This is a genomic window from Paenibacillus sp. cl123 (assembly GCF_900101595.1).
GTDB lineage: Bacteria > Bacillota > Bacilli > Paenibacillales > NBRC-103111 > Paenibacillus_G.
Genome location: NZ_FMYY01000020.1, coordinates 16,871 through 37,184 on the forward strand (window position 1 = coordinate 16,871; position 20,314 = coordinate 37,184).

A 20,314-nucleotide genomic window follows, 5' to 3' on the forward strand; every position below is an offset into this window, starting at 1 on the left:
TCATAATAAAGTCGCGCGCGTATTTCAACGAAAGGGGACATTCGGCAGTATGCTCAGCTGAAGAAAGCGATGCCCAGGAGCCCGGACAAAACCAAGGCGGCGGCCGGATGCATCTTGTACCGGATCATGCCGACCACTACGCAGGCGGTAATGATCAGTCCGCCCAGCAGCGACCAGTTCCATATCCCGCTCTCCTCCGTGGAAGCCAGTCCGTAACGCAAGGCCGCATAGGCGATCAGGCCTGTTACGACCGGCCGCAATCCGTAGAACGCGGCTTTCACCCGTTCATGCCGGTGGTACTTCAGGAAAAACGTCGCGATTACAACGACAATCAGCAAGGAGGGAAGCACCATCCCCGCCGTCGCAGCAAAAGCGCCGCTCGCTCCGGCCGTCTTGAAGCCGATCAGTGTGGCGCTGTTGGTCGCGATCGGCCCCGGGGCCATCCCGGCCAAGGCAACGGTATCGGCAAACGCCTGATCGCTGAGCCAGCCATGCTGATTCACCTCATGCTGAATTACGGGCAGCATCGCATAGCCGCCGCCGAAGGACATCAGGCCGATTTTGAAAAAAGTAATGAATAAGTTCCACAGCATATGCCAATCCACCCCGGTTCCCTAGATGCCGTCAGCGATGTAATAGTCGGCGTATTTGTGACCCCCGTATCTCGTATCCGAATCCCCGGTCTCCGGGCCGTTCAACTGCACCACGATCCCCAGCTTCTGCTTGACCATCACGAACACAATCCCCAGCCACAGGCCGGAAGCAATGACGAATAACGGATGAATCGGGGCGCTGAGCAGCAAAACCAGCGTGCATACGGCGGAGGCAAATGTCGTCTTGTCGACGACCGCCTGACGGCCCATCCGGTAAGCGGCCACGATAATCAGGCCGAAGACGGCCGCATGTATGCCCTGCAGCGCCGCCTCCACCTTCGGATAGTCCCCTACCCCCGCGTACACCAGGCAAAGCGCCAGCGCCAGCAGAAAGGTCGGCAGCGTAATGCCCAGCACGGCGGACGCCGCTCCGGCGAGACCGGCCATCCGGTACCCGACGAACGCCGCCGCATTGACCCCGATGCCGCCTGGAGCTGAGCCGGCGACGGACAGCACGTCGGACATGTCCTTCTCCGCTATCCATTCGCGCTTGCCGACCACCTCCCGTTCAATCACCGGGATCATCGCGTAGCCTCCGCCAAATGTAACGGGACCGATCTTCAGAAACGTAACGAACAGCTCGACGAGCAGCCGCCAAGAACGTTCTTTCATGAATTTGTCCCCTTTCTCATGTCTTGTCTGCGAAGCTTGTTACTTGTATTATACTCGACTTTTTACCTTTTTGGAATAAACTAAATGAAAATTTGCTATTACTTTTTTAGTAGAAAGGCGATAAGTTCTAGTTATATCCCCGTAAATCATGGATCTCCTTGTCCTCTTTTCCGATAGGACTTGTTGATTTAATACCAAAAAGAAATAAAGATGAGCAATGTAGCTCAGAGACGAGCTTAGCCGATCAGGCAGAGAACAAGAACGACAAAGAACCCTGCGGTTAACCCGGTTAACCGAGGGTTCTGCCACTCATCAGGACGGCGGCCGGCCGCCGCCGCGTTAGGCTTCCGTTCTGCGGAGCAGCGGACCGGACGAGATAAAGGCATAATAAACAGCAACAGTCCCCAGCAGGGCGGCGCTGCTCCATACGGCGGTATGCACCTGGTAGCGATCCGCCAGCCAGCCGCCCAGCACCGGGCCAATCATCACCCCGACGCCTTCCACGCTGGAGAACAGCCCCCAGCCGAGGCCCTTCTGATCGGAAGGCACAAACTGGGCCAGCACAGCGTTCCACGATGGCAGCACCGCGGCATAAGAAATGCCGAGCACCCCGGCGACGGCAATGGACGCCCACAGTCCTGAAACCTGAGTCAAGGTGAACAAGCAGGCGGCAAATGAAGCGAAGCCGATAATGACAAACCAGCGCCGGTCCGACCGGTCCGAAAGCCGTCCCATCGGAACGAGCCCCGCTACCGTGAGGGCGCCGGCCGCAATAAGCACCAGCGAATACTCCGAATAGGCCAGCCCCAGACTGCTCTGGGCGAAAGAAGGCAGCACCGGCACCAGCATTCCTGCCGCGGTCGTCTGCAGGATCATGGCCGGCAGCAGCACCCGCATCGAGCGCACCCTTTCCCAGAGCATCACAAGCTGCGCGCCCAGCGGAATGACCGCTTCCCGGCCCCGCTCCTGCTCCCCTCCAATAAATAGCGACAAGATCAAGGCGGCCCCCCATAGCCCGATCATCAGCCAATAGGAAGCGAAGTAGCTCCGGTCGAGCAGCAGATTCAGGACCACCGGTCCAGCCCCCAGCCCAGCGAGCCAGCAGGAGTAGACGATGCCCATATGGGAAGCGCGCCGTTTGGCATCCGCCCGGCTCAAGCCGCCCAGCCACACCGGCGACATTCCGACGCCGAACAATCCGGCGGCCAGCGCCAAGGCCCACAGCGAATGAGCCTGCTGCACGAGCAGCAGCCCGGCCAGCGAGGCCGCCAGGCCGATCGGAGCGACGAGCCGCAGCGAGAAGCGGTCCAGCAGGTAGCCGGCCGTGCATTTGATTAGCGTATCCGTTACATAATGAAGCGAGACGGCCAGCCCGATCCCGGCTGCGGCAAGCCCCAGCTGCTGAACGCCGTAGACCGGCAGGAAGGAGACCAGAAACGCCCCGCGGACGAACTCGACCAGGAAAAGGATGACCGCATATACAATCATCGACCCCGAAGGTATCGTAGTAGTCGGCATGGATGATTACCTGCCTTTGTCTGTTTTGGATGCCCCCTTAGGTTTCCCTACTCCCTCCCCGTTATGCCCGCCGCTGAAATTTCCGGGACCGGCTTCGGGGAAAACGGCAAGCCGGTCAAGCCCTTCCCGGACCGGGATCTTCGCTTGTCGCTATCCTATTCACCGGGCTTTTTCTCTATCCGCAGTCCCTCCACATGCTTGCGGCCCAGCAGCTTGCGTTTCTTGCGGTTTTCCTTCGATTCGAAGACGATATCCAGATCATAGTCGGCGGGGTAAAGCTTCGTGTTTTCGATGTGCAGGGCAAGCCTTTTCTTATTAATAACGAACTTCTGGTTCTGTATAAGCACTCCAACATTCCCCCGGCTATCCTCCAGCTCGCATACGATGCCTGTACGGCCCAGGTAAGCGATGTAGACGCTGTCCCCGAGTTCGAGACCGCGAGCAACAGCTGCGCCGCTGTCCGAATCGGGCGACGCCGGTTGCTGCTCCCGAGCCGTCCGCCGCTCCGCTGCAGGCCGGGATTGGGCAAGCTGTTCAGCGGAGGCGAGCGCCGGCGGCTGCGTCTTGGCAAGCTCCGACCGTCCAAGCTCTTCCTTGGCCGGAGCTTGCGCGGCTCCCTGCCCGGAGGCATCCCTGCTTAAGGCAGGCTGGGTCTCCAGTCCGCTGTTGTGTGCTTCCGCAACGGAGGCAACGGAGGCGGAGGCAAAGACGGTTCCCCCGGCGAGCCCGCCCTCCGCTATCTCGCGGGAACGCCGAATCAGCCCGGCGGACACTCCCAGCTTCTGTGCGATCAAGAAGGCGTAGCTCTGTCCCGCTTCTCCAATCTTCAGCCGATAGAGCGGCTGCAGCGTCTCGGCGTCAAATTCCATTCTGGCATTCTCCACCCCGTCCGTAGCGGAGGCGAAGTTTTTGATCTCCGTGTAATGGGTCGTTGCCACTACGGTCGCCTGCCTTCTGAGAAGCTCCTCGAGAATCGCGATGGACAATCCGACGCCTTCGCCAGGGTCAGTGCCGGTCGCCATTTCATCGATCAAAACCAAGGTTTTCCGGTCCGCAATTCGCAGGATCTCAATGACATGGCGGATATGGGCCGAGAAGGTGCTAAGCGCGTGCTCCAGGCTTTGCCCGTCTCCGATATCTGCAGCAATATGCTCGAATACGGCAAACACGCTGCCCGCCTTCACCGGAACAAGCAGACCCGATTGCACCATGAGGGTCAGCAGCCCGACCGTCTTAAGCGCAAGCGTCTTACCTCCCGTATTCGGCCCCGTGATGATCAGGGACCGATATCCGTTCCCGACAGCGAAATCAAGCGGGACCATAGCGCCCTTCATAAGCGGGTGTCTCGCCTCGCGGAGCTCCATGCGGCCCTCCCCGTTCAGTCCGACGTTGCCGCCGCCCAGAGCTATCGCATACTTCGCTTTGGCAAATAAAAAGTCGTACGCCCCGACCGTTTCCATGTTCAGCTGAATGTCGGAGGCGTAGCTTTCGGCCAGCTCGGTCAATTCGCTCAGCACCTTCAGCTCCTCGCGGGCTTCCTCGGCCCGCAAGGCCGACAGCTCGCTGTGCAGATTTGCGATGTCGGCAGGCTCGATGTAGACGGTCTGGCCGCTGCCCGACTCATCCAGCACCGCCCCCTGCACTTGTCGCCTGTGCTCCTTCTTGATGGGAAGCACATACCGGCCGCCCCGCATACTGTACAAATTTTCCTGCAAAATGCCGCTGTACCGGTTCATCAGTCCGTTCAGCTTCGCCTGGAGCCGCTCCTCCACCGTCCTCATTCTCTTGCGGGTTCGGGACAGTTCCTTGCTCGCGGAGTCCAGCACCGCCCCGCCGCGGATACACCGTTCGATCGCGGATTTCAGCGGATCTGCCGTATACATGGAGGCTGCATAGGAAGCCACGTGAGGCGCGGCAGCCGTCTTGGCGGCCATATACCGGATGAGCTGGGCGCAGCTGAGCAGAAATTGATAAAGATGCGAGCAGTCCCGCTCGCTGAGCACATAGCCGGTCCCGAGCAGCGCGACGATCGGCTCCATCCCCTCCAGCGACGGGATCGGCACGCTGGAGCCGGTCAGGAGCAAGCCCTTGGCCTCCTCCGTTTCATCGAGCTTTTGCCGGATGAGCTTCTCCTGGGTCATCGGCACGAGCGCCTCGATATGCCGCTGCCCCAAATAAGAGATGGCGTAAGAGCGGAGCTCTTCCTTTACTTTGTTGTATTCCAGACGTTGCAGCGCTTGTTTGTTCATGTCGATCTCTCCTTTTTATTGAGCGGGATTTAGTGGGGCTGACTTTTTAGGAACGCAAACTCAAAAAGGACGAAGAATGACCGCAGGTCATTCTCCGCCCTTCGTTGGAACCCGTCTCATGAAGCGACCATAACAAAAAAAACCGCGCTGAGAACTCAGCACGGATGGGCCGCAATGGACAGGATACTTCCTGAGGCATTGTATGATATCCGCTGTTCTTAACCAATTCCAAGGACTTCTGCGCGCACAGCAAACGTAGCCTGCCTAAAACCGGCAAGCTGCCCAAGTGCAGCAAACAAAATCCTCACTATGGAATTATGAGTTAAGAACAACCACCGACATCAAAATCTCTCCTTGTTTGGAAGCTAGCCCTACTATAGAGCAAATTGGATAGGAAAGTCAAGGGGGCTGGCGCGGAACTTTAACGGAGCTCAATTGCGCTGCAGTTCGATCCGTGCGCTTACCTTGGTCACGAGGAGGAGATTACGATTGAAGGCGAACAGGAATCATCAAGTTTCTGTCTACTGTCGGGTGGGCAGAGGCGTCTGACTGGTTACTACCATGTTGCTCCCCTTAAGAATAAAACAATGCTTTCGCTCTTTTTATCGAGGCTTTTTCCCGCCGGACAGCTTGGTTCTTAATGCATTCGATCAAGTTCTTCTTGCTGTGACATTTTGTTTACAAGTTAGACGGCTCGTATTGACATGTGCCCTCTATACTCGAAAGAGTACAAATCAGATGATATGCCATGGGAGGAAAAATCACGATGAGGAAACTGAGAAAAATGACGATTATCCTGATAAGCTGTCTGTTAATCGTTGTGATGGCCGGATGCAGCGGCAATAACAGTGAAGGGGCGAGCAGCGGAAGCGGGACACAGGACTTACAAGGAACGCAAACGCATGCTCCGGCAAAGCCTGAACAATCGACCGCAATGCCTACACCGGATCCTAACAAACAGAGCACCCTTGTTTTCACCATGTATAAAAACGATCCCTACCTTCAGGATGCGAAGATAGCTTACGAGAAAAAGCACCCGAATATTAAGATTGATTTGAGATACACCATTAAAAATGGCAGCGAAGATGTTTCCGGAGTTAAGCAGGAGAAATTTCAATCAACCTTGATTGCGGATTTTCTGAAGGGAGAAGGCCCCGACATGATCGTGACGGACAACTTGCCCTCAAGTAAATATGTCGGTAAAGGTTTGCTCGCGGATGTGGGCCGAATGATGAGCGGTGACCCTGCATTCTCAGAAGAGCAATATTTCCAGAACATATTGAACAATTTGAAAGAAAGCGATGGCGGCTTGTATACCGTGCCGTTATCGTTCTCCTTGTCCGCATGGATGGGAGATCAGGAGGCATTGGAGAAGTCGGGCGTGAAATTCGACGATAAAACCTGGACTTGGAATCAATTCATCGACACAGGAAAGGCGCTATCCCAATTGGGGGGCAACAAGTACGCGCTTGTTACCAAAGCACCGCAAGTTTTGTTGTCCGATATGGTCAGTGCCAGCTACCCTCTGCTTATGGATCGTATAACCCGCAAGGCCCACTTTGATTCCGATTTTTTCATTCGAATGCTGGAGCAGATCAAGACGATGGAAGCCGAAAAGGTTGTTTCGTATGTCAACAATCTAAGTGAGAGCAAAGCTTATTTTACAGAAACAGTGCTGCTGACCCCTTATCAATATTTTATAAGTACAGCGGATATGAAAGAGAATAGGGGAAATAAGCCCAAGCTCTACGAAAAACCAAAGGCAGAAGGCCAGCAACCCGGAGGATACTTCTCGCCGCTTACAAATATCGCCATCAACTCGAAATCTTCCTTACAACCGGAAGCGTGGGACTTTCTCAAATTTTTGATGTCGGGAGAAGCGAGCACCGCTTCGAGTTGGGGACCCGATGACCTTGCTTATGAAGGGCAAGGGTATAATGGGACGTTTCCGATCTCCAGAACAGTTTATGAAGCGAAAACAGACAAGCTGCTTCAGGCGGGCGAGGTACCCACGGTTACGAACAATGGCACAATTCGCGTGACGAAAGAGGATCTGCAGGAATTGGAATCCATTCTTTTGCAAGCCAACAAACCCATCGCTCAGATTGATATAGGGACGAGTTTGTTTAAAGAATCACCGGCCTTCTTCAGCGGGCAGAAATCCGCCCCAGCCGTGGCGAAAATCCTCCAGAACAAAGCAACGACCTACCTCAATGAATAAACGTCGTTTCTCATCCTGGCTGCGGAAAGACGAAATCACGGCAATCCCTTTTTTGGCGCCCAGTTTGCTGGGATTTTCCCTGTTCTTTGCGATTCCGTTTGCCATAAGCATCTACTATTCGTTCAACGATCAAGTGTCGGATGGAACATTCGTATGGTTCAACAATTATAAGGAATTGCTACTGAGCAGTTCCTTTCGCAAAGCGGCCGGCAATACGCTGCTCTTCGCTGGAGTTAGCGTTCCGCTTCTGATCGTGCTGTCTCTGACCTTGGCGCTCTTTCTCAATCAGCGAATTTGCCTGCGGAACGCGATGCAGACAGCTATTGTCTTGCCTCTCGTTGTCCCCGTCGCATCAATCGTGATGATCGCGCAAATTTTCATTGATTGGAACGGGGCTTTGAACGCCTGGCTGCACCGTATCCATCTTCCGCGCATCGATTGGCTGAATTCGGATGGATCGTTAATCATCTTGGCCATGATCTATATATGGAAAAATATCGGATACAACATGATTCTCTTCGTCGCGGGACTTCAGACGATCCCGCGCAGTTATTATGAAACGGCGCTCGTCGAAGGCGCAGGCAAGATACGCCGGTTTACCGGCATTACGCTCGTTTACTTAACGCCAACGATGCTTTTCGTCATCCTGATGTCGATCGTCAATTCGTTCAAGGTGTTCCGGGAAATTTACCTGCTTGCGGGTCCATACCCGTATGACCGCATCTATATGATGCAGCATTATATGAACAACATGTTTTTCTCGCTTGATATCCAGAAATTAACGGCTGCTGCTGTGCTTATGGTCGGCTGTATGGTGATGTTAGTATCCGTCCTGTTATCGTTCGAACGAAGATTTCAGAGAAATATGGAATAACCGGGAAGAGAGGAGCCCATGCTAGAGACACGGAAGGTCCCCACACTGGTTTTTTCTCTTTTTGTCGGTATTGTCTCGATAGTCATGATGGTGCCGATCATACTGACGATAACGAACTCGTTGATGACCGAAAGAGAAATGAGCTTTAATTACGATTTGGTGGGCAAGATGACCGATGCTTCGGTCCAAGATACGTTCGTCAACTTGAAGTTGATTCCGGATTGGATCACGCTGGATCAATATACGAAGTTGCTGATCACGACGACGAAGTTTCTGCAGATGTTCTGGAACTCGGTGCGATATGTCGTTCCGATCGTAGCCGGACAGGCCGCGGTTGCCGCGCTGGCTGCTTACGCCTTTGCCAGGCTTCGTTTCCGAGGGCGAGATACGTTGTTCATGATCTATCTGATGACCATGCTCATGCCGTTTCAGGTTACGCTGGTTCCGAATTACATCATGATCGACAAGCTTGGCCTCATGAATACATCGGCTGCAATCATTCTGCCGGGGATTTTCGGCGCATTCGGCGTCTTTATGATACGCCAGTTTATGGCAAATCTTCCGCATGTCTATACGGAAGCAGGCAAAATGGACGGCGCGGGGCACTTCACCCTATTTCTCCTTGTCATCCTTCCCTTAGTTAGACCGGGATTGGCTGCGTTGATCGTGCTATTGTTCGTCGATTATTGGAATATGGTCGAGCAGCCCCTCATCTTCCTGAAGGAGGAGTTCCAATATCCGCTGTCGCTATATTTATCGCAAATTCAACAAGGCGAGCGAGGCGTGATCTTCGCCGCATCCGTTCTGTATATGGCCCCGATGATACTACTATTTTTGTACGCCGAAACGTATTTGATCGAAGGCATCGAGCATTCCGGGATCAAGGGGTAGCTGAAAGCAGGAGTGAATGTGATGGAAGCTCTGATAAACGAAGAACAACAGAAAACACGTAAACGCAATATCGCCGTGATCGCGAGCTTGTTTTTCGCTTGCCTCATCGCTTTGACCTTGTTCGGCAATACCTTGGTCGCATTAACGCTGCCGAAAGTGATAACGGAGCAACCTGTCTCCGGCACGCTTGATCTCACCTTTCAAGGCACTGCCATCCTTAGGTCCGCGATAGAAGTCGATCTCACGAACCCCGGTGGGTTAACAACGACGAAAGTGCTGGTGAAAGAAGGAGATGCGGTCCGTAAAGGGCAAATTTTGGTTCAGTACGACAACAGCGAAGCGGAACAGCAAATTGATGCGGAACAAGATGTCCTGAAAAAGACAAAGCTTGACTTGAACAGACGGTTTGACGAGTATAAGCAAGTCGCCCGCGGCGAAGACCCCGATGCAATCGCCGCGGCCCAGAATGGGTTGGAAAGTGTTAAACTCGATATTACCGCACAGGAGAAACGGATTCGAATGCTGCAAACCCAAATGTCAGCCAAAGAAAAGCTCTTGGCTCCTTTTGACGGCATTGTGACAGCGGTGAACGCCATCGAGGGTCTCCCCTCTACAGCGTCGGATATTCGTCTATTTTACACGGATAAAGGACTTCGATTCGATATACAGGTGCCGATCGAGTTGGCAGTTGGGCTCACCGAAGGCGAGTCCCTCAAAGTTCGCACAATCGGTAAAAAGAGCCGCTTGCTTCAAGGCCAAATTATGAAAATCGAAGCAAGTACCACACCGAATGAGAGCGACAAACCGACAAACGGCCCCCCAACTAGTTCAACCTCTTCGGGCGAGTCCCCTACAGTACGTGAGACGAACCGCCTGCTTGTGAGTCTTCATGACGAATCCCTGCATGATGGCGATCGTGTGCAGGTGGAATTATCAAAGACAGTCGGCAAAGAGACTCTTATTATTTCAAGCAAAGCGGTGCGACAAGATCGGAATGGTGCCTATGTATTTGCGCTAGAGAGCACATCCGGACCGCTCGGAAATGTGTATTATGCATCCAAACGCCCCGTCACGGTCTCCGGTGCAAACGAACAGCAAACTGCGATCAGTGGCGATTTTTTGGAGAAAGCAAACATCATTTTGGAGAGCAGCGAGCCTCTTGAAGATGGTCAGCGAGTGCGATACTAAGCTATAATTGATGAATATAATATCTCTTTAAGAAGGAATTCTTATGAAAAAAAACAGAATACTCATTATTGAAGACGAAGTTGCCATTGCGGATATATTGGAATACGGCTTGATCGAGGAAGGATACTTTACGAAGATAGCTCATACGGGTACGGATGGATTGAAGGTGCTTGCGGATTTCCAGCCCGATTTGCTTATACTTGATTGGATGCTGCCCGATCAAAGCGGGTTGGATATTTGCAAGAAAGTTACAGCCACCTATAATATTCCCATTTTGATGATTACCGCGAAATCGGATATTACCGACAAAATATTGGGGCTGGAGTTCGGGGCGGACGATTACATCACGAAGCCGTTTGACATGAGAGAGGTCAATGCCCGAATTCGTACCATTCTTAGACGATTCGATCAAGCCGTCCGGAGTAAAGAGGAGGCCGTGGGAGCCGGCGGGCCAGTCTTGCGGTTTAAAGATATCGAAATCGTCACCAGGGAAAGATTGGTCAGGAAGGCCGGTAAGGAAATTGAATTAACGCCCAAAGAATACGACCTTCTGCTCAGGTTGTATTCGCACAGAGGGAAAATTTATACCCGATCGGAACTTCTAGATGACGTATGGGGTTACTTTTACTCCGGGGATACAAGAACGGTTGATACGCATATTCAGAGGTTGCGCAAAAAGCTGGATATTAGCGATTTGATCACAACGGTTTTCAGCATCGGCTACAAATTCAATAGTATGTCGGATTTGTGATATGATACGGACTATTCGAACCAAGTTTATGATTGGTTTTTTCATTATTTTTGGCGTGTTTTTCCTGATCCTTCAACAATGGGTGAGCATAAATATCGAATCCGGCAATCGAAACACTGTGAACAATCAGCTCCAGGATCTGAAAAACAACAGCAACAGCTTTATCCAGCAATCTTTTCTGACGCATCACTTCACGAGCGATGAGATTTATTTTGAGCAAATAGCCGAAGAGACGGCAACGGTGCTGCAGTATGCTGCTTCCAGCGGGGTTGCGATGTATTCGATCGCTGGCGAGCTGCTCTACGCTTCCGATCAAGCAGCCTTTACGACAAGTGGAGAAGATTTGCAACTGGCGCGGCAAGGCAAGACCGCGTATACCCTTACGCGGGCCAAGCGGGGAGCTTCCGTGTTATTTGCTTATCCAGTCGTGGTCCATGGCACGAAAGTGGGTATTGTACGCTTTGCCAAGGACTTTACTCCCCTTTACGAGCAAAGCGGTTATATACAGCGTACGATATTTTCGATTGCGTTGGCCGTATTTGCCGCCGCGTTCCTGTTCTCTTATCTCCTCTGTCGGCATATCACCGTTCCTCTGAGCAAGCTGACGAAAGCCACTACAGAGGTAATGAATGGGAATTTTAACATTCGAATCGAGGTTAAGCAAAAGGATGAAGTCGGTCAACTGGCCGTCAACTTTAGCAGTATGGTCGAGAAGCTTCGGGAACAGTTTGCGATCATCGAAAAAGACCGGGACAGGCTCGAAGAATTGAATCATCATCGGAAACGATTTTTCGATCAAGTCACCCACGAACTTAAAACACCGTTAACCACGATTATGGGTTATGCGGAAATCATTCGTAAAAACGGGATCAATGACCCGGCCCTTTTCCAAAAAGGGGTCAACCATATCGTAGATGAAAGCAAGCGGCTGCATGCTATGGTTTTGGAATTGCTCGAAAGGTCTAAGGCGACGGGAGCACATCATACGGATATAACAGTGGACGCGGCGCAAATTTTGTTAGACGTTTGCGATACGATGGCAATCAAAGCGCAAAGGTACAAGAAGACCATTCGCTGCGAAGCGGACAAAGGGCTTTTTATTCGCGGCAAGTCGGATCGACTGCGACAGTTGTTTATCAATCTGTTGGATAATGCGATCAAATATTCGTACGCGCACACCGAAATTATCGTGATTGCCAGCTTGGAGGACGATCGGATCCGAATGATCGTATCCAATCAAGGGAAGACGATAAGCGCAGACAATTTGGCAAAAATCTTCGAACCTTATTATCGGGCAGGACATCCCTACACGGAATCAGCAAGTATCGGACTCGGTCTCAGTATATGCAAAGGAATTGTGGACGAGCACCGGGGTCGCATCCAGATATCAAGCGATAACGGGTATACGAATGTGGATATGGACTTTCCGCTCGCGAAAGCTTAAGAGGGGATGACGATGAAAAGACGAATCAGCTTGTATGTACTACTTGCGACTGTTTGCTTTTTGCTGACCGGCTGCCTGGGAGCGCCGCGGACGGAGACCATTATTTTGAATGATGCGGAGCAGCAGCCTGGCGAAGAAACTTCGCCTTTTACGGTACAAACGATCTATTCCGTACTGGATGGACAAGGAGAAGGCATATATCCGATTGGATGGATCGACGCCAGTGCGTTGCTCGCGTTTACGCCCGAGTTTCCGTCCTGGTCCCGTTTGGATCGCGTGAATGAGCCGTATACCGCTCGACAGAAATTGTCCGAGGTAGGCGTATTCACCTATCCCCAGAACAGCCTCGTCTCGTCGCCGGATCGGCAAAATGCAGCTTATATAAGTGTGTCCGACCGTGTACTGCAATTGAACTTGCATTCTCTTGGTGACAGCGGAAATACACTCATTGAAACCACGAAAAACAAGCAAATCTTAAATGCGCGGATGTCGTGGTCGAGCAACGGCCGCTTACTCTGTTATACAATTGACAACGAGGATGAGAAGGCCATTCAACTAAGCGTCTACGATACGATAGAAGGAAAGTCGAGACGGTACACTCTTCCCCTTGCGCAACAGGACGAACTCGTTACTTCGGTTTATGTTTCGAACAGTGGCGAAGCCGCGGTCATTGTCAAGCGATTGGGTCAAGAATCGGTGCTGGAATTGGGTGAATTGAGGGGGAATGAATTCATCAGCCAATACCGTCATCCTATAAGCAATGAAGACTGGGTAGAATGGATTCATCAAGATCAAATCTCCTTTGTTGGGGCGGACGGAATATTGTATGCTTACGATCAGCGCAATGATGTCCTTTCGGTTTTGCTGAACGATATCGGACAGTTTCGCCTGTCGAGTGACCGCAAATTTATTGTCTATACACAGGAAGGCGATGCTGTTTATGCCGCCAGTATATACGGCAACAATGTGTTGAATATGAAGCAAATCTATAAGGGAATCGTACCCTATCAAATGGTTTGGAGCCCGGATAACGGTAAATTGCTGCTCGTCGGTTCCAAACCAAAGGAGCAGGCAAAATCAAAGCCGTATACAGAATTGAAGTATCAGGGCCTAGTCATTGAATTCAAATGATTATTTTATTGCGCAAAACCTTCTGTCCGGGTAGGGACAAGGAGGTTTTTTTCGACGAGGACCATCTCAAAAGGAATTTCCGGATTCATCGCTGTACAGTTAAGCGAAAATATACGTCCCCTTCTCGTATTCAAGAAGCTATCGGCTGGTACCGCAGGCAGGCGCCGATTTCAACGTTCTGCCGCACAAAAAACCGGTCGACTTGGCAGTCAACCGGCCGCTTGCAGCCTGACAAGGATTACAGTTTGTTAAATACGTCCGTCAGCACAGGGACGATCTGCGACTTGCGGGAAACGACGCCCTTCAGGACGGCTTTGTTGCTGTCCAGCTTCACGTTGTACGCCTGCTCGACCGCTTCGGCTTTGCCGCCGAGAGCGAGACCGATCGAGTCGTTGTTCAGGATATCCGTAACGACAAACAGGAACAGGTCCAGGTTTTTGTCGGCGATGATCTGGTTCAGAGCCGCCTCGACTTCAGCCTGGCGGGACAGTACATCATTCGTGTCTACCGCGTTGACTTGGGCGATTTCGACCTTGTAGGCGCCCATTTGGAACTCTTTGGCATCCAGCGAGATAAGCTGGGCGATTGTTTTGTCGCTCAGATCGGCTCCGGCTTTCAGCATCTCCAGCCCGTAGCTGTCCACATCCACGCCTGCGATCTGCGCAAGCTCGCGGGCAGCGGCTACGTCCTGATCCGTGCAGGTAGGCGATTTGAAGAGCAGGGAGTCGGAGATGATGGCGGACAGCATCAAACCTGCAATTTCGGGGCTGATCGCTACGCCGTTCTCTTTATACATTTTGTTCAGGATCGTCGCGGTGCAGCCGACCGGCTCCGCACGGTAGTACAGCGGACCGCTTGTCTCGAAGTTGGCGATCCGGTGATGGTCGATAACCTCGATAACGCGAACCTGATCGATATCCGATACGCTTTGCTGGCGCTCATTGTGGTCGACCAGAATAACTTCCTTCACTTCGCCCGCTACCGTCTCCACGAGGCGCGGCGCTTCCACCTTGAATTTGTCCAGCGCGTATTGCGTTTCGCCGTTCACGCTGCCGAGACGGACCGCCTCGACCTCTTGGCCCAGCTTCGTCTTAAGATCCGCGTATGCGATTGCGGAACAAATCGTATCCGTGTCCGGATTTTTATGCCCGAAAATAAGTGCTTTTGCCATAATCAAGCTCCTTGTTCGTGAATTTGGCGCGGTTGCCGCCGATGATAACTATTCCCATTCCCGATTATAACGTGAAATCTAGTATATTCCAATTCCTTTAATGAGAATATTTTTTGAAAAATTTCCGAACCGGCTCGCTCCTTGCCAGCTCAAGCCGGCCCCCGATTTCCCGCGGCTTCCCAGGGCCGGACATTCCATCCCTGCGGATTGCGGTTCGCCCACTGGCATTGCCGTCGGCGGCGGGCGCTGGCCGCCCGGCTTACGCCCGGCCGCTCCCCAGCTCAATGACGCGGCTGCACAGCCGCTCGACCAGCCGATGCTCATGGCTGATCACCAGCACCCCCATCTGCCCGCGGGCAGCTCGCTCCAGCACAGCCTGCCAAATCTGTGCCTGAGTAATCGCATCCAGCATGGTCGTCATCTCATCGGCGATCAGTACCCGGGTCTGCGGACGGATCGCCCGCGCAACGCAGAAGCGCTGCAGCTCGCCGCCGGACAGCTCGCTGGGCCACCGGCGCAGCCAGGCCTCTTCGATCCCGAGGTCAGCCAGCAGGGAAGGGTCCGGATCTCCTCCCTCGACCAGCGTCCGTCCCATCGTCCAGCGCGGATTCACCGCCTTCTCCGGATGCTGGAAGACGAGCTGAACCGGGCGGTAGCCGGTCTTGGGCAGCGGTTGACCGCCCAGCGTCACCCGGCCCTCCCAGGGCCGGTCGTAACCGGCCAGCAGCCGCGCCAGCGTCGACTTGCCGCAGCCGCTCGGGCCGACCAGCCCCACAATCTCGCCGGGCCCAACTGTCAAGCTCACCCCGCGCAGCAGCCATGGATGTCTGCTGCCGTAACGGTAGCCGAGCTCATGCGCTTCAAGAAGCATGGATGCACCTCACCATTCCTCCGCGCAGCGCTCGTTCGCCCGGACGTTCTGCCGTGCAGGACGCGTCGGCATAAGCGCAGCGGGGAGCGAAGGCGCATCCTGCTGGCAGCGCATTCGCCGGCGGCTGGGAGCCCCGGAGCGGCACGAAGCCGTTCTGCGGCAATGCCCGCCACAACGCCCTCGTGTACGGATGGCGCAGCGCCTCGCCCGCTCCGGCAAACTCCTCCGCCCGGGCGATCTCGACCACCGAGCCGGCGTACAGCACGGCTACCCGGTCGGCGACCGCAAGCGCCGATTCGATGTCATGCGAGATCAGCATGACACCGCAGCCCTCGTCCGCCAGCTCGCGAAAGCTGCCCAGCGCCTCGGCCACTACCGCGGGGTCGAGGCCGGGCGTCGGCTCGTCGGCGACCACGAGCCTCGCCCCGCTGACCGTGGCGGTCGAGACGAGCACCCGGCGGGCCATCCCGCCCGACAGCTGAAACGGAAACAAGGCCGCCGTCCCCGGCTTCAGACGGTAACGCTCAAACACGCTCCGCTGAGCTTCCGCCGGGTCACCGGTCCGGACGGCGTCCCGGACCTGGCGCCCGACCCGCATCAGCGGGTCCAGGTACTGCACCGATTGCGGCACGAGCGCAATCTCGCTGCCGCGCAGCGCCTGCTGCCGCTCGGGCGTCAGCTCCTCTCCGCGGAAGCGAAGGCTTCCCCGGGCCCGCGCGTTAACCGGCAGTATGCCGAGTATCGCGTGAGCGAGCAGGCTTTTGCCTGAGCCGCTGGCGCCCACCACCGCGAGAATCTCGCCGCTGTCGACAGACAGGCTCAAGCCGTGAAGCACCTGCGCCTGCTGCTGGCGGAAGCCGCGCACGTATTGAACGAAGGCTACCGAGAGATCATTTACTTCAAGCAAAGCCACGGCTTGCTCCCTCCTTCGGTTAAGTGTCTTGGATCGTTACTCATGAGCCCGCTTCGGATCGACGAGCAGCCGCAGATGGTCGCCCAGCCGGTCGAAGCAGCGAACGACGAGCAGCAGACATAACCCCGGGAAGAGCGCCAGCCACCACATCCCGGTCGACAGATAACGCATGGACTCCGACAAGATGATGCCGATAGCCGGCTCATGGGGGGACAGTCCCATCCCGACGAAGGTGACGGCCGCCTCATGCAGGATCGCATGCGGAATAATAAGCACAAGGCCGACCAGCAGCTGCGGCACCAGATGGGGCAGTATATGGCGAGAAGCGATCCACCACCGCGAACGCCCCAAGTGCTTTGAGATTTGCACGAATTCGGCCGAGCGCAGCTGGAGCACCTCAGTGCGGATCAGGCGCGAGAGACTGGGCCAATGCGTCAGCGCCACGCCGACGATGACTCCTTTGGCTCCGCCGCCAAGGACGAAGGCAATAAGGATCAGCGTTACCAAATGCGGCACGCTTAGAAACAGATCGATCAGCCAAGTCACGATCCGGTCCGCCGTCCGCCCCATCGTAGCCGCTATCAGCCCGAGCAGCGCGGCAATGACTACGCTGATCGAGCCTGCGGCAAGGCCGACCTTAAGGCTGAGCGCCAGTCCCTTGAGCGTGCGCGCCAGCATGTCCCGGCCCAGCCAGTCCGTGCCGAACGGATGGCTCAGGGACGGGGCGAGGTTGCGCAGCTCCAGCCGCGAGGTGAGCTGCCCGCTGTCCGTCAGCTGGGCGCCCAGCGCGAACAGCAGAAGCAGGCCCGCTGCGGCGGCGGCTGACAGCAGGGCGCGCTGGCGTCCGTGCAGCAGGCCCGCCCCGCCCGCTCCCCCGGCGAGCATCGAGCTGCGGCGGGCGCGCAAGCGTAAACCAAAGCCAAAGCCAAGGCCTCCGGACTTCTTCATAGCTGCGCCTCCTCCCGGATTCTCGGATCGATCAGCCGGTAAGCCAGATCGGCCAGCAGATTGCCCAGGAAGACGAAGAGCGCGCTAAACAGCACGATGCCGAGCAGCAGCGGCACATCTCCCCTTAGCCCCGCTTGGGCCGTAGCCTGCCCGAGACCCGGATAGGAAAACACCTGCTCCGCCAGGACAGCCCCGCCGAACAGCTCCGAGAAGGAGGTGAACTGCAGCGTCACGGCGGGCAAAGCCACATTGCGAAGCCCGTGGCGCCAGAACAAGGTAAAGCCCCGCTCTCCGCGCGCCCTGGCAAACAGCACATAATCGCTGTCCATCACCTGGATCAGCTTCTGCCGCGTATGCAGCGCGATGCCGGAAATCCCGATCACGCTCAGCGTCAGCGCAGGCAGCAGCATATGGCGAAGCCGGTCGGCAACCGTGACCTGATCGGCCAGCACCCCGGCGGGGACGCCAAGTCCGACAGGTAACCAGCCGAGCCAGACGGCGAACACAAGCAGCAGCAGCAGACCAAGCCAGAACGTCGGCGTAGAGGCCAGCGTGTAGCAATACCACCGGATCAGCCGGTCCATCCACGTGTCCTTCTTCATCGCCGCCAGCGCCCCGGCGGCGAAGCCGACCAGGCCGGACAGCAGCCAGGCGGTCAGCATCAGCGCCAGCGAAGCGGCGAACCGCTCTCCGATGACCTCCAGCACGGGCCTGCGGTAGATCATGGACTCTCCGAGGTCTCCGCGCGCAATCGCCGAAGCCCACTTGGCGAAGCGCTCGACCGGAGGACGGTCCAGTCCCCAGTAGGCGGCGATCGCCTCCCGCTGCTCCGGCCCCACCTTGAGCAAGTCCGCGCCGACATAAGCCTGGACGGGATCAATCGGCGACTGCTCGACCAATGTGAAGGAGATGGCGCTGACCGCGGCGAGCAGCAGCACCAGTCTTATTCCTTTGCGCAGCAGATAGGACAGCCATCCGGCAAGCAAGCCGCGGCGGCCGCCGACATCTTCCTTATCCGGCTCCGGCTCATTTCCGGCGGCTGAGGTAGCAGGCTTATCCGCAGCCGCAGAACCGCCAACATGACCGACCTGATGCCCACTCGCCTTTTCGCCCGCTCGGGTCCGTTTTATTTCGTCCATCGCCACTCCTCGATGTTATCCGTCACCGGCCAGCCGTGACCATGCGGATGGATCGGCTGCTTGCCGATATCCAGCCCGTCCCTCACCAGATACAGATGATCGATATTGACCATCCATGCCCATGGAGCGTCGCCTTTGGCGCTGAGACCTGTCTTGCCGTCCCATTGGGCCTTCTTCCAGAACTCTATCGCTTCCTTCTCACTCGCCGCCCTCAGCGCTTTGTTCATGTAATCTTCAACCGTATCGTTGCTGTAATAACCCGGGTTGTAATATTCGACGCCTTGGTACTTGGCGCTATATACATTGTACATCTCCAGCGGGTCATGGCTTCCCCAGCCAAACATCACGGGGTTCGCATGCATCAGCTTCTCCAGCTCATCCCAGCTCTTGCCCTCCGCCTTCACCTGAATGCCGAGCGGCTTCAGCATATCGGCAGCCGCGATCGCCAACGACTGGCGCGTCACATCGCTGGCCGGGTAGAGCAGGCTGAACTGAGCCTTGAGCGCCCCTTTCTCCCGGACGCCGTCGCCGTCCGTATCCTGCCAGCCATCCGCCTCCAGCAGCTTCTTCGCCCCGTCCATATCCGCATCCGGAATCACAGCCTCGGGATTAAACCAGGGCAATCCGTCATTGACGGTATAGGCGGGGGTTCCATGTCCTTCCAGCACACCCTGTACGATGGCCTTGCGGTCGAGCGCCAGGTTGATCGCCTTGCGGATCGACAGTTCGGCCGTCACATCATTCCCTACCGGATAACCGTCCTTGGTCTTGCCCCCGGCTTTGACATACGGGAACATGATGCCCCGGTTGTCGACCGAATGCGCGGTTTCCAGCCGCATCCCCGCAACAGGCTGCTTGCTGAAGGCCGCAGGGATGTAGGACATATCGACCTTGCCAGCCTTGGCCGCCGCATAAGCCGCATCTTCATTCAGGAACAGAAACGTCAGCTTCCGGAAATAAGGCTTGCTCCCGTAATAGTCGGGATTCGTCTCCACGATAGCCTGCTGCCCCTTGTCCCATTGCACCAGCTTGTAAGGCCCCGAGCCGATCGGCTTGGATGCATAATCTTTGCCGTGCGCATGCTTAGGTACGATCCCCGTGGCGACCAGCATCTGAACGAAGGTCGACTGCGGCTCTTTCAGCGTAAACTTGACCGTATAAGCGTCCGGCGTTTCGATGGATTTCAGATTGCCCAGATCGATCGCCGACCCGCTCTTGCCTGCGGCTTCGAACGTATACTGGACATCAGCGGATGTCACCTGCTTCCCATCCGAGAACTTGGCGTCCCGGCGCAGCTTCACCGTCCAGACCGTGCCGTCCCCGTTCAATTCATAACCGGTCGCCAGATCATAGCCGATCTTCAGCTCGCTGTCCCGCTTTAACAGAGTGCTTTGGAAAAGCGGCGAGCCGTACCTGCCCCAGCCTGTCGTCGGATCGAAGCCCGTTTCCGGTTCTCCGCCGACGGCGAGAATCAGCTCATCCTTCATCGAAGCCGCGGCCTCCTCCGGAGCACCTGTTTTCTCCCCCGGTCCCTGGGAGGTGCAGCCGACCAGCAGGGCCATCAGCAGCATGCCTAGCCAAATCAGCGGTTTCTTTCGTCTCCTCACAACCCGTTCACTCCCATATGCAAATAAAGTAGCATGAAATAACAAAATAGTAACACAGTCGGCAAGCAAAGTCACTAACTCATATCTCTTATCCTCAAGATATCAGTGAACTACGCGCAATCTTCCGCTGATC

General features: G+C 55.4%; 17 protein-coding genes. 7 read left to right on the forward strand and 10 right to left on the reverse strand.

Annotated elements, in window-relative coordinates; translation table 11 throughout:
- Positions 1-53 precede the first annotated feature (53 nt).
- From BLR08_RS23515 to BLR08_RS23530, 4 genes are all read right to left on the reverse strand, one after another.
- On the reverse strand, positions 54-593 hold the full coding sequence (locus BLR08_RS23515; RefSeq protein WP_072335959.1) for a chromate transporter: 540 nt from the start codon (positions 591-593) through the stop codon (positions 54-56).
- Between the two features lie 21 nt (positions 594-614).
- Positions 615-1,265 carry a chromate transporter gene (locus tag BLR08_RS23520; RefSeq protein ID WP_072335962.1) on the reverse strand — a complete coding sequence of 217 codons (651 nt, stop codon included), beginning with the start codon at positions 1,263-1,265 and terminating at the stop codon, positions 615-617.
- A gap of 339 nt (positions 1,266-1,604) precedes the next feature.
- Positions 1,605-2,783 carry an MFS transporter gene (locus tag BLR08_RS23525; RefSeq protein WP_072335965.1) on the reverse strand — a complete coding sequence of 393 codons (1,179 nt, stop codon included), beginning with the start codon at positions 2,781-2,783 and terminating at the stop codon, positions 1,605-1,607.
- A gap of 155 nt (positions 2,784-2,938) precedes the next feature.
- Positions 2,939-5,032, reverse strand: a complete 2,094-nt coding sequence (locus tag BLR08_RS23530) for an endonuclease MutS2 (RefSeq protein WP_072335968.1) — start codon at positions 5,030-5,032, stop codon at positions 2,939-2,941.
- Between the two features lie 766 nt (positions 5,033-5,798).
- On the opposite strand from BLR08_RS23530, the gene BLR08_RS23535 reads away from it, so the two are divergent.
- Genes BLR08_RS23535 through BLR08_RS23565 form a run of 7 tightly spaced genes read left to right on the forward strand, consistent with a single transcriptional unit; the run spans position 5,799 to position 13,532 of the window.
- Positions 5,799-7,253 carry an ABC transporter substrate-binding protein gene (locus tag BLR08_RS23535; RefSeq protein WP_072335971.1) on the forward strand — a complete coding sequence of 485 codons (1,455 nt, stop codon included), beginning with the start codon at positions 5,799-5,801 and terminating at the stop codon, positions 7,251-7,253.
- Positions 7,246-8,127 (forward strand): carbohydrate ABC transporter permease, encoded by an 882-nt coding sequence (locus BLR08_RS23540; protein WP_072335974.1) that lies wholly within the window; start codon positions 7,246-7,248, stop codon positions 8,125-8,127. Before BLR08_RS23535 ends, BLR08_RS23540 begins: the two co-directional genes overlap by 8 nt.
- A gap of 18 nt (positions 8,128-8,145) precedes the next feature.
- Positions 8,146-9,018, forward strand: coding sequence for a carbohydrate ABC transporter permease (locus BLR08_RS23545; RefSeq protein ID WP_072335977.1), 873 nt, complete (start codon positions 8,146-8,148; stop codon positions 9,016-9,018).
- A 21-nt stretch (positions 9,019-9,039) separates the two neighbouring features.
- Entirely contained in the window at positions 9,040-10,206 is a 1,167-nt protein-coding gene (locus BLR08_RS23550) for an efflux RND transporter periplasmic adaptor subunit (RefSeq protein WP_072335981.1), read from the forward strand.
- A gap of 43 nt (positions 10,207-10,249) precedes the next feature.
- A complete protein-coding gene (locus BLR08_RS23555) occupies positions 10,250-10,957 on the forward strand; it encodes a response regulator transcription factor (protein ID WP_072335984.1) in 708 nt (235 codons plus the stop codon).
- A 1-nt stretch (position 10,958) separates the two neighbouring features.
- On the forward strand, positions 10,959-12,401 hold the full coding sequence (locus BLR08_RS23560; protein WP_072335987.1) for a HAMP domain-containing sensor histidine kinase: 1,443 nt from the start codon (positions 10,959-10,961) through the stop codon (positions 12,399-12,401).
- A gap of 12 nt (positions 12,402-12,413) precedes the next feature.
- Positions 12,414-13,532, forward strand: a complete 1,119-nt coding sequence (locus tag BLR08_RS23565; RefSeq protein WP_072335990.1) for a hypothetical protein — start codon at positions 12,414-12,416, stop codon at positions 13,530-13,532.
- A 238-nt stretch (positions 13,533-13,770) separates the two neighbouring features.
- Here BLR08_RS23565 and BLR08_RS23570 read toward each other — a convergent pair whose 3' ends face one another.
- The 6 genes from BLR08_RS23570 to BLR08_RS23595 all read right to left on the reverse strand — a co-directional run bounded on the left by BLR08_RS23570 (position 13,771) and on the right by BLR08_RS23595 (position 20,145).
- On the reverse strand, positions 13,771-14,703 hold the full coding sequence (locus tag BLR08_RS23570) for a manganese-dependent inorganic pyrophosphatase (RefSeq protein WP_072335993.1): 933 nt from the start codon (positions 14,701-14,703) through the stop codon (positions 13,771-13,773).
- A gap of 259 nt (positions 14,704-14,962) precedes the next feature.
- Positions 14,963-15,574, reverse strand: a complete 612-nt coding sequence (locus BLR08_RS23575) for an ABC transporter ATP-binding protein (RefSeq protein ID WP_072335996.1) — start codon at positions 15,572-15,574, stop codon at positions 14,963-14,965.
- The gene (locus BLR08_RS23580) at positions 15,564-16,487 is read right to left on the reverse strand and encodes an ABC transporter ATP-binding protein (RefSeq protein ID WP_072336000.1); all 924 of its coding nucleotides are present in this window, start codon (positions 16,485-16,487) and stop codon (positions 15,564-15,566) included. Before BLR08_RS23580 ends, BLR08_RS23575 begins: the two co-directional genes overlap by 11 nt.
- 36 nt (positions 16,488-16,523) lie before the next feature.
- On the reverse strand, positions 16,524-17,372 hold the full coding sequence (locus BLR08_RS23585; RefSeq protein WP_072336214.1) for an ABC transporter permease: 849 nt from the start codon (positions 17,370-17,372) through the stop codon (positions 16,524-16,526).
- 59 nt (positions 17,373-17,431) lie between these two features.
- A complete protein-coding gene (locus BLR08_RS23590; RefSeq protein WP_083537467.1) occupies positions 17,432-18,574 on the reverse strand; it encodes an ABC transporter permease in 1,143 nt (380 codons plus the stop codon).
- Positions 18,562-20,145 (reverse strand): ABC transporter substrate-binding protein, encoded by a 1,584-nt coding sequence (locus BLR08_RS23595; protein WP_072336002.1) that lies wholly within the window; start codon positions 20,143-20,145, stop codon positions 18,562-18,564. The genes BLR08_RS23590 and BLR08_RS23595 overlap by 13 nt, the downstream gene beginning before the upstream one ends.
- Positions 20,146-20,314: the final 169 nt, after the last annotated feature.